Source organism: Pseudomonas sp. KB-10, from assembly GCF_018221585.1.
Taxonomy (GTDB): domain Bacteria; phylum Pseudomonadota; class Gammaproteobacteria; order Pseudomonadales; family Pseudomonadaceae; genus Aquipseudomonas; species Aquipseudomonas yangonensis.
This window is the reverse complement of the sequence record NZ_QYYB01000005.1, coordinates 175957-188747: the sequence shown is the minus strand read 5'-3', so window position 1 is coordinate 188747 and position 12791 is coordinate 175957. Positions and strand designations below refer to the sequence as shown.

General features: G+C 66.1%; 13 protein-coding genes. 12 read left to right on the top strand and 1 reads right to left on the bottom strand.

Features of this window, described 5'->3' with window-relative positions; translation table 11 throughout:
- The first annotated feature begins 16 nt into the window (after nucleotides 1-16).
- The 5 genes from DXK50_RS15615 to DXK50_RS15595 all read left to right on the top strand — a co-directional run bounded on the left by DXK50_RS15615 (nucleotide 17) and on the right by DXK50_RS15595 (nucleotide 4727).
- Nucleotides 17-1384: a M16 family metallopeptidase gene (locus DXK50_RS15615; RefSeq protein WP_212630948.1), complete on the top strand. Its 1368-nt coding sequence runs from the start codon at nucleotides 17-19 to the stop codon at nucleotides 1382-1384.
- A complete protein-coding gene (locus tag DXK50_RS15610; protein WP_212630947.1) occupies nucleotides 1381-2841 on the top strand; it encodes a M16 family metallopeptidase in 1461 nt (486 codons plus the stop codon). Before DXK50_RS15615 ends, DXK50_RS15610 begins: the two co-directional genes overlap by 4 nt.
- Nucleotides 2841-3443, top strand: coding sequence for a 16S rRNA (guanine(966)-N(2))-methyltransferase RsmD (gene rsmD, locus DXK50_RS15605; protein WP_212630946.1), 603 nt, complete (start codon nucleotides 2841-2843; stop codon nucleotides 3441-3443). The genes DXK50_RS15610 and rsmD overlap by 1 nt, the downstream gene beginning before the upstream one ends.
- Nucleotides 3440-3658: a hypothetical protein gene (locus DXK50_RS15600; RefSeq protein WP_212630945.1), complete on the top strand. Its 219-nt coding sequence runs from the start codon at nucleotides 3440-3442 to the stop codon at nucleotides 3656-3658. The genes rsmD and DXK50_RS15600 overlap by 4 nt, the downstream gene beginning before the upstream one ends.
- Before the next feature lie 85 nt (nucleotides 3659-3743).
- The gene (locus DXK50_RS15595) at nucleotides 3744-4727 is read left to right on the top strand and encodes a hydrolase (RefSeq protein WP_212630944.1); all 984 of its coding nucleotides are present in this window, start codon (nucleotides 3744-3746) and stop codon (nucleotides 4725-4727) included.
- Between the two features lie 263 nt (nucleotides 4728-4990).
- Here the strand turns inward: DXK50_RS15595 and DXK50_RS15590 are convergent, their stop codons facing one another.
- Nucleotides 4991-5650, bottom strand: coding sequence for a TetR/AcrR family transcriptional regulator (locus DXK50_RS15590; RefSeq protein ID WP_212630943.1), 660 nt, complete (start codon nucleotides 5648-5650; stop codon nucleotides 4991-4993).
- Nucleotides 5651-5860: 210 nt separating this feature from the next.
- Here DXK50_RS15590 and DXK50_RS15585 point away from each other — a divergent pair, with 210 nt between their 5' ends.
- The 7 genes from DXK50_RS15585 to ggt all read left to right on the top strand — a co-directional run bounded on the left by DXK50_RS15585 (nucleotide 5861) and on the right by ggt (nucleotide 12724).
- Entirely contained in the window at nucleotides 5861-7291 is a 1431-nt protein-coding gene (locus DXK50_RS15585; RefSeq protein WP_212630942.1) for a coniferyl aldehyde dehydrogenase, read from the top strand.
- A gap of 42 nt (nucleotides 7292-7333) precedes the next feature.
- Nucleotides 7334-7879, top strand: coding sequence for a twin-arginine translocation pathway signal protein (locus tag DXK50_RS15580; RefSeq protein WP_148119185.1), 546 nt, complete (start codon nucleotides 7334-7336; stop codon nucleotides 7877-7879).
- Between the two features lie 146 nt (nucleotides 7880-8025).
- Complete coding sequence (locus tag DXK50_RS15575; protein WP_212630941.1) at nucleotides 8026-9618, top strand: GMC family oxidoreductase; 1593 nt, start codon at nucleotides 8026-8028, stop codon at nucleotides 9616-9618.
- Between the two features lies 1 nt (nucleotide 9619).
- Nucleotides 9620-9991 (top strand): phosphopantetheine adenylyltransferase, encoded by a 372-nt coding sequence (locus tag DXK50_RS15570; protein WP_212630940.1) that lies wholly within the window; start codon nucleotides 9620-9622, stop codon nucleotides 9989-9991.
- Between the two features lie 77 nt (nucleotides 9992-10068).
- Nucleotides 10069-10551, top strand: coding sequence for a pantetheine-phosphate adenylyltransferase (gene coaD, locus DXK50_RS15565; RefSeq protein WP_024309875.1), 483 nt, complete (start codon nucleotides 10069-10071; stop codon nucleotides 10549-10551).
- Nucleotides 10552-10706: 155 nt separating this feature from the next.
- Nucleotides 10707-10958 carry a YfhL family 4Fe-4S dicluster ferredoxin gene (locus tag DXK50_RS15560; protein WP_004373873.1) on the top strand — a complete coding sequence of 84 codons (252 nt, stop codon included), beginning with the start codon at nucleotides 10707-10709 and terminating at the stop codon, nucleotides 10956-10958.
- Nucleotides 10959-11065: 107 nt separating this feature from the next.
- The gene (gene ggt, locus DXK50_RS15555; RefSeq protein WP_212630939.1) at nucleotides 11066-12724 is read left to right on the top strand and encodes a gamma-glutamyltransferase; all 1659 of its coding nucleotides are present in this window, start codon (nucleotides 11066-11068) and stop codon (nucleotides 12722-12724) included.
- The last annotated feature ends 67 nt before the right edge of the window (nucleotides 12725-12791 follow it).

Here is a 12791-nt window from a genome sequence, read left to right as displayed (position 1 = left end):
ACAGGTCTGACTTTTGATGAATGCAATTGCCCGCCGTTCCCTCGGCCTGCTGTTCGGCGCCCTTTGCGTGCCACTCGCGGCCTTCGCTTCTCCCGCTCAACCCACCCACGAATTCGAACTGGACAACGGCCTGAAGGTCATCGTCCGCGAGGATCACCGCGCGCCCGTGGTGGTCAGCCAGCTCTGGTACAAGGTCGGCTCCAGCTACGAGACGCCCGGCTCCACCGGCCTGTCCCACGCCCTGGAACACATGATGTTCAAGGGCAGCCGCAAGTTCGGCCCCGGCGAAGCCTCGCGCATCCTGCGCGAACTGGGCGCCGAGGAAAACGCCTTCACCAGCGACGACTACACCGCCTATTACCAGGTGCTGGCGAGCGACCGCCTGGGCGTGGCGCTGGAACTGGAAGCCGACCGCCTCTCCAGCCTGAAACTGCCGGCAGACGAGTTCGCCAAGGAAATCGAGGTGATCAAGGAAGAGCGCCGCCTGCGCACCGACGACCGCCCTTCCTCGCTGGCCTTCGAGCGCTTCAAGGCCATGGCCTATCCGGCCAGCGGCTACAGCATCCCCACCATCGGCTGGATGGCCGACCTCGACCGCATGCATATCGACGAACTGCGTGCCTGGTACCAGAAGTGGTACGCGCCGAACAACGCTACCCTGGTGGTGGTTGGCGACGTCAGCGTGGACGAGGTCAAGAGCCAGGTGCAGCGTTACTTCGGCGACATTCCGCGCCGCGAGGTGCCGACCGCCAAACTGCCGCTGGAGCTGGCCGCAGCGGGTGAGCGACGTACCACCCTGTATCTGAAGACCCAACTGCCCAATCTGATCATGGGCTTCAACGTGCCGGGCCTGGCCACCGCCGAAACGCCGCGCCAGGTCTACGCCCTGCGCCTGGCCGCCGCCCTGCTCGACGGCGGCTACAGTGCGCGCCTGTCGACCCGCCTGGAGCGCGGCGAGGAACTCGTCTCCGGCGCCAGCGCCTGGTACAACGCCTTCACCCGCGGTGACAGCCTGTTCATCCTCTCGGCCACGCCCAATGTGCAGAAAGGCAGAACCCTGGAGCAGGCAGAAGCCGGCCTGTGGCGCGAACTGGAGGAACTGAAGAAGGCCCCGCCGTCCGCTGCCGAACTGGCGCGCGTACGCGCCCAGGTCATCGCCGGCCTGGTATTCGAGCGCGACTCGATCACCAGCCAGGCCACCGGTATCGGTCAACTGGAAACCGTCGGCCTGTCCTGGCAGTTGATCGACCAGGAACTGGCCGAACTGGAAGCCGTGACCCCGGCGGACATCCAGCAGGCCGCCCGTACCTTCTTCGTTCGCGACCGCCTGAGTGTCGCCCACGTTCTGCCCGAAGAGTCCCGCAATGAGGAGTCCCGCCCATGAAGACTGAGCAACGCCGTCTGGGCCTGCTCGGCCTGGTCCTGTCCGCCGCCCTGGCACTGAGCGCCTGCGCCAACCTGTCCGACAGCACGGCGGCTGGCGATGCTGCCAAGCTGCAGTCGCTGGCTGCGCTCGACGGCAAGGCGCCATTGCGCCGCACCCTGGATATCCAGACCTGGCAAACGGCTCAGGGCGCCAAGGTGCTGTTCGTCGAGGCCCATGAGCTGCCGATGTTCGACCTGCGCCTGACCTTCGCCGCCGGCAGCAGCCAGGACGGCGGCGTGCCGGGCCTGGCCACCCTGACCAATGCCATGCTCAACGAAGGCGTACCGGGCAAGGACGTCGGCGCCATCGCCGCCGGTTTCGAAGGGCTCGGCGCCGAGTTCGGCAACGGCGCTTACCGCGACATGGCCGTGGCCAGCCTGCGCAGTCTGAGCGCTCGCGAACAACGTGAACCTGCACTGGCGCTGTTCGCTGATGTGCTGGGCAAGCCCACCTTCCCTGCCGATTCGTTGGCGCGGATCAAGAACCAGTTGCTCGCCGGCTTCGAGTTCCAGAAGCAGAACCCGGGCAAGCTGGCCAGCCTGGAGCTGTTCGAGCGCCTGTACGGCCAGCATCCCTACGCTCATCCCAGCGACGGCACGGCGCAATCGATTCCGGCCATCACCCGCCAGCAGCTCCAGGCCTTCCATGCCCGCGCCTATGCCGCCGGTAATGCCGTGATCGCGCTGGTTGGCGATCTGTCGCGCGCCGAGGCCGAGGCCATCGCCAATCAGGTATCGGCCGCCCTGCCGCAAGGCCCGGCACTGGCGAAGATAGCCCAGCCGCAAACGCCCAAGCCCGGCACCAGCCATATCGAATACCCGTCCAACCAGACCCATCTGATGCTTGCTCAGTTGGGCATCGACCGTCGCGACCCGGACTATGCAGCGCTGTATCTGGGCAACCAGATTTTCGGTGGTGGTGGCTTCGGCACCCGTCTGATGAGCGAGGTGCGCGAGAAGCGTGGCCTGACCTACGGCGTCTACTCCGGCTTCAGCGCCATGCAGGCACGCGGCCCGTTCATGATCAACCTGCAGACCCGTGCCGAGCTCAGCCAGGGTACCCTGGCGCTGGTCAAGCAACTGCTGGCCGACTATCTGCGAGATGGGCCGACCCAGCAGGAACTGGACAACGCCAAGCGTCAGCTGGCCGGCAGCTTCCCACTGTCCACCGCAAGCAATGCCGATATCGTCGGCCAGCTGGCCTCGATGGGCTTCTACGACCTGCCGCTGAGCTACCTGGATGACTTTATGCGTGACGTGCAGAACCTCACCACCGAGCAGGTGAAAGCGGCGATGGCCAAGCACCTCGACCCCGAGGCGCTGGTGGTGGTTACTGCCGGCCCGACCGTGCCGCAGAAGGAGCTGCCGCCACCCACCGACCGCCCGGCCGAGCTGCCCAGCACGGTGCCGCACTGATGCGCGGTCGCGCTCCGCAGAAACCCGCCGCGGGCAAGGCCCACGGCGGCCAGGGCCAGTTGCGCATCATCGGCGGGCAATGGCGCTCGCGGCGCTTCGCCTTTCCTGACGGCCCGGGCCTGCGCCCGACTCCGGACCGGGTGCGCGAAACGCTGTTCAACTGGCTGGCGCCCTATGTCGAGGGCGCCCATGTGCTCGACCCCTTCGCCGGCAGTGGCGCGCTGCTGCTCGAAGCGCTGTCGCGCGGCGCTGCCAGCGGCCTGGCCTGCGACCTCAACCCGGCGTCGGTGGCCGCGCTGCGCGGGCATCTGACGACGCTGCAGTGCAGCGCCGGCGAAATCCAGCTGGGCGACGCCCTGCAGCTGCTGGCCCGGCCGGCGCCGCGGCGCTTCGATATCGTCCTGCTCGATCCGCCGTTCCACAAGGATCTGCTGCAAGGCGCCTGCGACCTGCTGGAAGCTCAGAACTGGCTGGCCGACGACGCGTGGATTTACACCGAAAGCGAAGCCGCTCCCTCGACGCTGGGCCTGCCCGGCAACTGGCGCCTGCATCGGGAGAAGCACACGGGTCAGGTGCATTACGCGCTGTGGCAGCGTGGATGAAGGACTTTATCTACGCCCACCTGCCCTACCTGCTGCTGATCGCACTGGCGCTGCCGGTGCTGCTCAGCCAGCAGGAAATTCCGCTGAATTTGAATCGCACGATACCGCACAATCCCAATGTCGGTATCGTCATCGGACTTACCACTCAGCGTATCGTCGCGTTACTGGTATTGGCCTGGTGCGCTTGGCGCATACTCCGCAAGCGCCGACGCTGAATAGCTCCGTAGCCTGGATGAAATCCAGGGCCACCATTCCCGGATTGCGTCCGGGCTATGTCTACTGCCGACGATCGACTGCACCATGAACACTGACTTTCGCCCCGCCTGGTGGCTCCCCGGCCCGCATCTGCAGACGCTGTGGAACCCCTTCTGCCGCAAGCCGCCGCAACTGGAACGGCCACGCGAACGGCTGTGGCTGGACGATGGCGACTTTCTCGACCTCGACTGGTACGGCCCGCATGACGCCCATGCGCCGCTGGTACTGGTGCTGCATGGCCTGACGGGCAGCTCCAATTCGCTCTACGTGCTTGGCCTGCAACAGGCCCTGGCGACGCGTGGCTGGGCCAGCGTGGCGCTGAACTGGCGCGGCTGCTCAGGTGAACCCAATCTGCTGCCGCGCGGCTATCACTCCGGCGCCAGCGAGGATCTGGCATCGGCGGTCGCCCACCTGCGCGCGCAACGGCCGATGGCGCCGCTGTACGCTGTCGGCTATTCGCTGGGCGGCAACGTGCTGCTCAAGTACCTGGGCGAAAGCGGCGCGCAGAGCCAGCTGCAGGCAGCAGTGGCGGTGTCGGTGCCGTTTCGTCTGGATCAGTGCGCAGACCGCATCGGCCTGGGCTTCTCGCGGGTTTACCAGGCGCACTTCATGCGCGAGATGGTTGCCTATGTCAGCAACAAGCAGCGCCTGTTCAGCGAGCAGGGCCACAACGAGCGCCTGTCGGTGCTGGAGCGCCTCGGCCCGCTGGACGGTATGCGCACCTTCTGGGACTTCGACGGGCGCATCACTGCGCCGCTGCACGGCTTCGCCGATGCCCACGATTACTACCGGCGCGCCTCCAGCCGCTTCTACCTGGGCGACATTCGCACGCGCACGCTGATCATCCAGGCCGAAGACGATCCCTTCATCTTCCGTCACAGCCTGCCCGAGGCCAGCGAGCTGGCCCCCGGTACCGAGTTCGAGCTGCATGCCAAGGGCGGGCATGTCGGCTTCGTCGAAGGCAGCCCGCGCCGTCCTGCCTATTACCTGGAAAGACGAATTCCGCAGTGGTTGGCGAACCTCGGGTAATCGCGGCTGAAGCCGCTCCTGCGCAAGCGGCAAGAACCGTAGTCCGGATGAAGTCCGGGAGGGCGCGACAAAGGCCCTTATGGATTGCAAGCGGGCAAGACAGTCGCTGCAGATCGTGAGAGGCGCGTCAGCGGCGAAAAGCTCACGGCTAAAGCTCCTCCTACCGAGCCGCGAAATCGTAGCCCCGATGAAATCCGCGAATGCTCCGGCACAGCTCCCCGGATTGCATCCGGGCTACACCGCATCCGGCGGCACCGAACCGCTCACCCCAGCACCTGCTCCAGCGGCACATGCAGGCGATCGTACAGCGCCTCGACCGCCGCGCGCGCCGAAGGCGCGATATAGCCGCCCTCCAGCGCCAGCACCTGGTAGATGCCGCGACGCAGCATGTCCTGGCTGAGGTTGTCCGGGCTGGCCCCCGCCGTGCAGAGAAAGCGCACCCAGGAGGTCATGATGATCCAGGCGTTGAGCGTCAGCGCCTCGATCTGCGCCGGGGTCATCAGCAGGATGCCGGCCTCGACGAACCCCTGGTAGATCGACTGCGCCCCCACCAGGCAGCGCCGGGCGAAGGCGCGGTAACGCGCGGCCAGCTCGGCGTCGGATTCCAGCAGGTGCTCCAGGTCGCGGTGCAGGAAGCGGTAGTGCCACATCGCTGCCAGCAGCGCCTCCAGATAGAAGGTCTTGTCCTTCACCGTCAGCGCTCGGCCTTCGGGGCGGCGCAGAAAGCTGTCGACCTGCGCTTCGTACTGGGCGAACAGCTCGGCGATGATCATCTGCTTGTTGCGGAAGTGGTAATACAGATTGCCCGGCGAAATGCCCAGGTGCGCGGCGATATGGTTGGTGGTGACGTTGCGCTCGCCCTGGCCGTTGAACAGGGCCAGGCTCTCGGCAACGATGCGGTCGCGGGTCTTGGGTGGCGCCATGACGCAGCTCGATCTCAACTTCAAAAGTGGCAAAGGTACAGGCGAAACAGCAGAAGTGTTACCCCTCGACGCATCTCAAACGCTGCCGCTGGCCTTTGGTTAGGGTGCGACTCAGGCAGCGACGAGGCATCCTATTTGACACATTAGAGCAATTGCTCTAGAAATCCAGCACAGTCCCAAGCAGCCCGCTGGAACGTCGAGGAGAAACCCATGGTCGCCGACATCGCCTATCCGCAGCAGAGCCAACAGCAGATCAACCAGCTGGACGCCACCTTCGCCCTGCAGCGCACGGCCTTCGCCGCCAACCCGATGCCCTCGGCCGAGCAGCGCATCCAGTGGCTTAAGGCTCTCAGCGAGCTGCTGACCGAGCAGCAGGATGCGTTGATCGCAGCGATCTCCCAGGACTTCAGCAATCGCTCGGCCGACGAGACCCTGCTCGCCGAGCTGATGCCCAGCCTGCATGGCATCCATTACGCGTCCAGGCGCATCAGAAAGTGGATGAAGCCCTCGCGGCGCAGCGTCGGCCTGCAGTTCATGCCCGCCGCAGCCAAGGTCATCTACCAGCCGCTGGGCGTGGTCGGCATCATCGTGCCGTGGAACTACCCGCTGTTTCTCGCCATCGGCCCGCTGACCGGCGCGCTGGCCGCCGGCAACCGGGTGATGATCAAGATGAGCGAGTCCACCCCGGCCACCTCGCAGCTGGTCAAGGACCTGCTGGCGCGCGTCTTCCCCGAGGACCTGGTCAGCGTTGCCCTGGGCGAGGCGGAAGTCGGCATGGCCTTCTCCAAGCTGCCGTTCGACCACCTGCTGTTCACCGGCGCCACCAGCATCGGTAAGCATGTGATGCGCGCCGCCGCCGAGAACCTGACCCCGGTGACCCTGGAGTTGGGCGGCAAGTCGCCAGCCATCGTTTCCGCCGACGTGCCGCTGGAGCACGCCGCCGAGCGCATCGCCTTCGGCAAGACCCTCAACGCCGGGCAGACCTGCGTGGCGCCTGACTATGTGCTGGTGCCGCGCGATCGCGTCGACGGTTTCGTCAGCGCCTACCGCGACGTCGTGCAGCGCTTCTACCCGCAGCTCAAGGACAACCCCGACTACACCGCGATCATCAACGAGCGCCAGCTGGCCCGCCTCAACGGCTACCTGCAGGACGCCCAGGCCAAGGGCGCGCGCATCGTCCCTATCTACCCCGAGGCCCAGGGCCGGCGCCTGCCGCAGAGCCTGGTGCTGGACGTCAACGACGACATGAAGCTGATGCAGGACGAGATCTTCGGCCCGCTGCTGCCGGTGCTGCCCTACGAGCGAATTGAAGACGCCTTCGCCTACGTCAACGCGCGGCCCCGGCCGCTGGCGCTGTACTACTTCGGCTACGACAGGCGCGAGCAGCAGCGCGTGCTGCACGAGACCCATTCCGGCGGCGTGTGCCTGAACGACACCCTGCTGCACGTGGCGCAGGACGACATGCCGTTCGGCGGCATCGGCCCCTCCGGCATGGGCCATTACCACGGTCACGAAGGCTTCCTGACCTTCAGCAAGGCCAAGGGCGTGTTCATCAAGCAGCGCTTCAACGCCGCGCGGCTGATCTACCCGCCCTATGGCAAGGCGATCCAGAAGCTGGTCTACAAGCTGTTCGTTCGCTGAACAACGCGGGCAGCGCCCGTTTTACGCCTGGTGACAACAACAATGAACGACACCACCCTCAACGCGCCGCAGCTGTCGCGGCGCAATCTGCTCAAGGTCGGCCTGCTGGGTACGGCGCTGCTCGGCACTGCCGGGCTGACCGCCACCCTCAGCGGCTGCTCGGCCAGCACGCCGGCCAATGGCTACCTGATCCTGCGCAGCAGCGACCTGCCCTTTCTACGCGCACTGATCCCGGTAATGCTCGACGGCGCCGTCAGCGCCGAGCAGATGCCGCAGGCCATCGACGGCACGCTGAAGAGCCTCGACACCAGCCTGGCGCACCTGTCGCCGGAGATGCTCAAACTCACCGTGCAGCTGTTCGACGTCCTCGCCCTGCCCATCACCCGCGGCCCGCTGACCGGGGTCTGGGGCAGCTGGGACAACGCCAGCGCCGATGACGTGCGCAACTTCCTCACGCGCTGGCAGAACAGCAGCCTGAGCCTGCTGCGCATGGGCCACGCCTCGCTGCTGCAACTGGTGATGATGGCCTGGTACAGCCGCCAGGAGGCCTGGGCGCATTGCGGCTACCCGGGGCCACCCACCGTATAACGGCCCCCAGGCAACGGTAGAGAGCATCGCGGCTGAAGCCGCTCCCACGGGATGGGGCCGTTTGTGTAGGAGCGGATTGATCCGCGATCAGGGCGAGCACCAAGCTCGTGACTCCAGACAGCCCCACGACAAGAAGAGAAGGTGAAATGCCTGTACCCGATCTGTTCAAGCAAGGCCTGGCCAGGGGCTGGAAGACATACGACGGTTCGCGCCTGGAAAACGACCTGACGCTGGAAGCCGATGTCGCCATCGTCGGCAGCGGCGCCGGTGGCGGCACCACGGCGGAAATCCTCAGCGCCGCCGGTTACAAGGTGCTGCTGATCGAGGAAGGTCCGCTCAAGACCAGCGACGACTTCAAGATGCGCGAGGCCGATGCCTATCCGAACCTCTATCAGGAAGGCATCGGCCGCATGAGCAAGGACGGCGCCATCACCATCCTGCAGGGCCGCGCCGTTGGGGGCACCACGCTGGTCAACTGGACCAGCAGCTTCCGCACGCCGCCGCAGACCCTGGCGCACTGGGCCGAGGTGCATGGAGTGAAGGGCCATGACGTCGACTCCATGGCGCCCTGGTTCGAGAAGATGGAGCAGCGCCTGGGCGTGGCGCCCTGGGCGGTGCCACCGAATGCCAACAACGAGGTGCTGCGCAGCGGTTGCGACAAGCTCGGCTATCACTGGGCGCCGATCCCGCGCAACGTGCGCGGCTGCTGGAACCTCGGCTACTGCGGCATGGGCTGCCCGACCAACGCCAAGCAGTCGATGCTGGTCACCACCATCCCCGCCACCCTCGACGCCGGCGGCGAGCTGCTCTATCTGGCGCGCGCCGACAAGCTGCTGATCGAAGGCGACAAGGTGGTCGGCATCGACTGCCTCGGCATGGACGAACGCTGCGTGGCGCCCAACGGCAAGCGCATCCGGGTCAAGGCGCGGCACTACGTGCTGGCCGGCGGTGGCATCAATACGCCCGGCATTCTGCTGCGCTCCAACGCGCCCGACCCGCACCAGCGTGTCGGCCGGCGCACCTACCTGCACCTGGTGAACTTCTCCGCGGCGCAGTTCGAGCAGGTCATCAACCCCTTCTACGGTGCGCCGCAGTCGGTCTATTCGGATCATTTCCAGTGGGACGACGGCACCGACGGACGTCTCTCCTACAAACTGGAAGTGCCGCCGCTGCAACCGGCACTGACCGCCACCCTGCTCGGCGATTTCGGCCGCGAGAACGCCCTGCGCATGGCGCAGCTGCCGCATACCAACGTTATGCTTGCCCTGCTGCGCGACGGCTTCCACCCGGACTGTGCCGAAGGCCGCGTGGAGCTGCGGGGCGACGGCAGCCCGGTGCTCGATTACCAGATGACCGATTACACCTGGGACGGGGTGCGCCGTGCTTTCCTGACCATGGCGCAAATCCAGTTCGCCGCCGGCGCCAAGGCGGTGATGCCGACCCATGCCGATGCACGTTACGTCGGCAGTTGGAAGGAGGCCCGGGACATGATCGAGAACCTCGACCTGGCGCTGTACCGCACACGCCTGGGCAGTGCCCACGTCATGGGCGGCTGCGCCATGGGCGAGGATGCGCAGCAGGCGGTGGTCGACAGCCTCGGCCGCCACCACCACCTGGCCAACCTGTCGATCCACGATGGCTCGCTGTTCCCCACCAGCATCGGCGCCAACCCGCAGCTGTCGATCTATGGCCTGACTGCCAAGCTCGCTACCCTGCTGGGCGAACGCCTGAGGGCCTGAGATGAGCAAGCTGATCGCCGTTCTGCTGCTGGTGGCCGGCGTTATCCATCTGCTGCCGCTGGTCGGCGCGTTCGGGGGTGAACGCCTCAATGCGCTTTACGGCATCGCCCTGGACGAGCCCAACCTGCAGATCCTCATGCGCCACCGCGCCGTGCTGTTCGGCCTGCTCGGCAGCCTGCTGGTGGCCGCAACCTTCATCCCGGCGCTGCGCAGCGCGGCACTGATCGGCGGGCTGATCAGCGTGCTCGCCTTTCTCCTGCTGGCATGGAGCGCGCCCGTCTACAACGAGGCTCTGCGCCGTGTGGTGATCGCCGACTGGATCGCCCTCGCCTGCCTGCTGCCTGCGCTGCTGCTGCATCTGCGCAGTGACTGAGCTTTCGTCGCGCTTGGCCGCAAGGGAAACGCTGCGCTACCATCCGCGACTCTTGCCGCCTCGAACAGGACGAAGCGATGAATCGAGTGTTGTACCCGGGTACCTTCGACCCCATCACCAAAGGCCATGGCGATCTGGTCGAACGCGCCGCGCGACTTTTCGATCACGTCATCATCGCCGTTGCCGCCAGCCCCAAGAAGAACCCGCTGTTCCCGCTGGAACAACGCGTCGAGCTGGCCCGTGAAGTGACCAAGCACCTGCCGAATGTCGAAGTGGTGGGTTTCTCCTCGCTGCTGGCGCACTTCGTCAAGGAACAGGGCGCCAACGTGTTCCTGCGCGGCCTGCGCGCGGTATCCGACTTCGAGTACGAGTTCCAGCTGGCCAACATGAACCGCCAGCTGGCGCCGGATGTGGAAAGTCTGTTCCTCACCCCGTCGGAAAAGTACTCCTTCATCTCCTCGACCCTGGTTCGCGAGATCGCGGCTTTGGGCGGCGATATCTCCAAGTTCGTGCATCCGGCCGTCGCCGACGCACTCAACGCGCGCTTTCAAAAAAGCTGAAGAGCACTTGTGGGAGGCGCTTCAGCGGCGACTGTCGCGGCTAAAGCCCCTCCCACAGATGCAGCACGGGCGCATGACACAAGCTGCACCAATCCGGCACAATTCGCGCATCGTTGTCTGCCAGTGTCTCGGCGTCGCCGCGACAGGAGTTACCCATGTCCCTGATCATCACCGACGATTGCATCAACTGCGACGTCTGCGAACCCGAGTGCCCCAACGGCGCCATTTCCCAGGGTGAGGAGATCTACGTGATCGACCCCAACCTGTGCACCGAGTGCGTCGGCCATTACGACGAGCCGCAATGCCAGCAGGTCTGCCCGGTAGACTGCATTCCGCTCGACGAGAACAACGTCGAGAGCAAGGATGAACTGATGCAGAAGTACCGCATCATCACCGGCAAGGCCTGAAGCTTCCGAGGAGGCCGGCGGCTTCCTGCTTTCTCCGCGCCCGTTGCCCCTCGCCCGAGCGAGGCTGTTAAGCTGCAAGCTTCCCTCAGCCGCCTCTGGTAGATCGCATGTTGCGCAAACTCCTGCTATCGACCCTGCTGCTCGGCGCCAGCCTGCTGGCCCAGGCCGCTCCGCAGCAACCCGCCATTGCCACTGCCCACCCCGCCGCCACCGCTGCAGCGCAGCAGATGCTCGACGCCGGCGGCAATGCCTTCGACGCAGCCGTAGCCGCCAGCGCCGCCCTGGCGGTGGTCGAGCCCTATGGCTCCGGCCTGGGTGGTGGCGGCTTCTTTCTGTTGCGCACTGCTGGCGACGCCCCCGGCTACGACTTCCTCGACGCCCGTGAGCGCGCGCCACTGGAGGCCAAGCCGGACCTCTATGTCCGCGATGGCAAGGTGCAGCGCGAGTTATCGCTCAATGGCGCGCTGGCTGCCGCTATTCCAGGGCTGCCGGCAGCATTGGTCGAGCTGGCCGAGAAGCACGGGCGCCTGCCCCTGAAAGCCAGCCTGGCTCCGGCGATTCGCCTGGCCAACGAGGGCTTTGCGGTGGATCGCGTCTACCGCGAACGCGCGACCTGGCGCCTGTCGGCGCTGCGCGATGATCCCGAGAGCGCCAGGCTGTTCCTCGACCAGGGCGAAATCCCCGGCGAAGGCCATCTGCTGCGCCAGCCCGATCTCGCCGCCACCCTGCAAGCACTGGCCGCGCACGGCCGTGGAGGCTTCTATTCAGGGCCGGTGGCGGAGCGCCTGGTGACCGGTGTGCGCCATGCTGGCGGTATCTGGACTCTGGACGACCTTCGCGAGTACCGCATCGTTCATCGCACGCCGCTGCGCTTCGTCCTGGAAGATGGCCGCGAGCTGATCAGTGCACCGCCACCCTCGGCAGGCGGCGTGGCCCTGGCGCAGAGCCTGGCGATGCTTGCTCAACTGCCCTGGCGTGACGCCGAGCCGGTGCAGCGCGTGCATTACGTGGTGGAGGCGCTGCGCCGCGCTTATCGTGATCGCGGCCTGTTGGGCGACCCGGACTTCGTCAGGAATCCAGTGGATCAATTGCTCTCGCCCGGGCACCTGGCCGTACTCGCCGGCAGTATAGAGACGGAGCAGGCCACACCCAGCGCCAGCCTGCCGCCGGCCGGCACCTGGCATGAAGGGGACCACACCACGCACTTCGCCGTGCTCGATGCAGAAGGCAACGCAGTCGCCGCCACGCTGTCGATCAACCTGCCCTTCGGCGCTGCCTTCACCGTGCCCGGCACCGGTGTGCTGCTCAACGACGAGATGGACGATTTCGCTGCCGACGTACAGGGCGCCAACGCCTACGGCCTGGCCGGCAGCCAGGCCAATGCCATAGCCGGCGGCAAACGTCCGCTGTCCTCCATGAGCCCGAGCTTCATCGAGAGCAGCGATGAATTCGCCGCCTTCGGTACACCGGGCGGCAGCCGCATTCCGAGCATGGTGCTGCTGTCGATGCTCGAGTACCTGGACGACCAGCCCATCGAGCGCTGGCCCGCAGTGGCACGCTACCATCACCAGTTCATGCCCGATGTGATCGAGCACGAGCCGGATACCTTCAGCGACCAGCAGATCGCCGAGCTGCAACAGCGCGGCTACGCACTCAAACGCCTGGATCGGCCGTACGGCAACCAGCAGGTGTTGTTCTGGGACAAGGTCAGCGGCGAGGTGCAGGCCGCCAGCGACCCTCGCGGGATAGGTGAAGCGACGCCCTGATACGCATCGACCGCATGTGACCGTAGCCCGGATGCAATCCGGGGAAACTGCACAACCGCTCCCGGAT

Excerpts from the sequence above, each read along its gene's own strand:
- DXK50_RS15585 (WP_212630942.1), top strand. The coding sequence starts at position 5,861 with ATGGTCGCCGACATCGCCTATCCGCAGCAGAGCCAACAGCAGATCAAC.
- DXK50_RS15575 (WP_212630941.1), top strand. The coding sequence starts at position 8,026 with ATGCCTGTACCCGATCTGTTCAAGCAAGGCCTGGCCAGGGGCTGGAAG.
- DXK50_RS15615 (WP_212630948.1), top strand. The coding sequence starts at position 17 with ATGAATGCAATTGCCCGCCGTTCCCTCGGCCTGCTGTTCGGCGCCCTT.
- DXK50_RS15600 (WP_212630945.1), top strand. The coding sequence starts at position 3,440 with ATGAAGGACTTTATCTACGCCCACCTGCCCTACCTGCTGCTGATCGCA.
- rsmD (WP_212630946.1), top strand. The coding sequence starts at position 2,841 with ATGCGCGGTCGCGCTCCGCAGAAACCCGCCGCGGGCAAGGCCCACGGC.
- DXK50_RS15610 (WP_212630947.1), top strand. The coding sequence starts at position 1,381 with ATGAAGACTGAGCAACGCCGTCTGGGCCTGCTCGGCCTGGTCCTGTCC.
- coaD (WP_024309875.1), top strand. The coding sequence starts at position 10,069 with ATGAATCGAGTGTTGTACCCGGGTACCTTCGACCCCATCACCAAAGGC.
- DXK50_RS15570 (WP_212630940.1), top strand. The coding sequence starts at position 9,620 with ATGAGCAAGCTGATCGCCGTTCTGCTGCTGGTGGCCGGCGTTATCCAT.
- DXK50_RS15590 (WP_212630943.1), bottom strand. The coding sequence starts at position 5,650 with ATGGCGCCACCCAAGACCCGCGACCGCATCGTTGCCGAGAGCCTGGCC.
- DXK50_RS15595 (WP_212630944.1), top strand. The coding sequence starts at position 3,744 with ATGAACACTGACTTTCGCCCCGCCTGGTGGCTCCCCGGCCCGCATCTG.
- DXK50_RS15560 (WP_004373873.1), top strand. The coding sequence starts at position 10,707 with ATGTCCCTGATCATCACCGACGATTGCATCAACTGCGACGTCTGCGAA.
- ggt (WP_212630939.1), top strand. The coding sequence starts at position 11,066 with ATGTTGCGCAAACTCCTGCTATCGACCCTGCTGCTCGGCGCCAGCCTG.
- DXK50_RS15580 (WP_148119185.1), top strand. The coding sequence starts at position 7,334 with ATGAACGACACCACCCTCAACGCGCCGCAGCTGTCGCGGCGCAATCTG.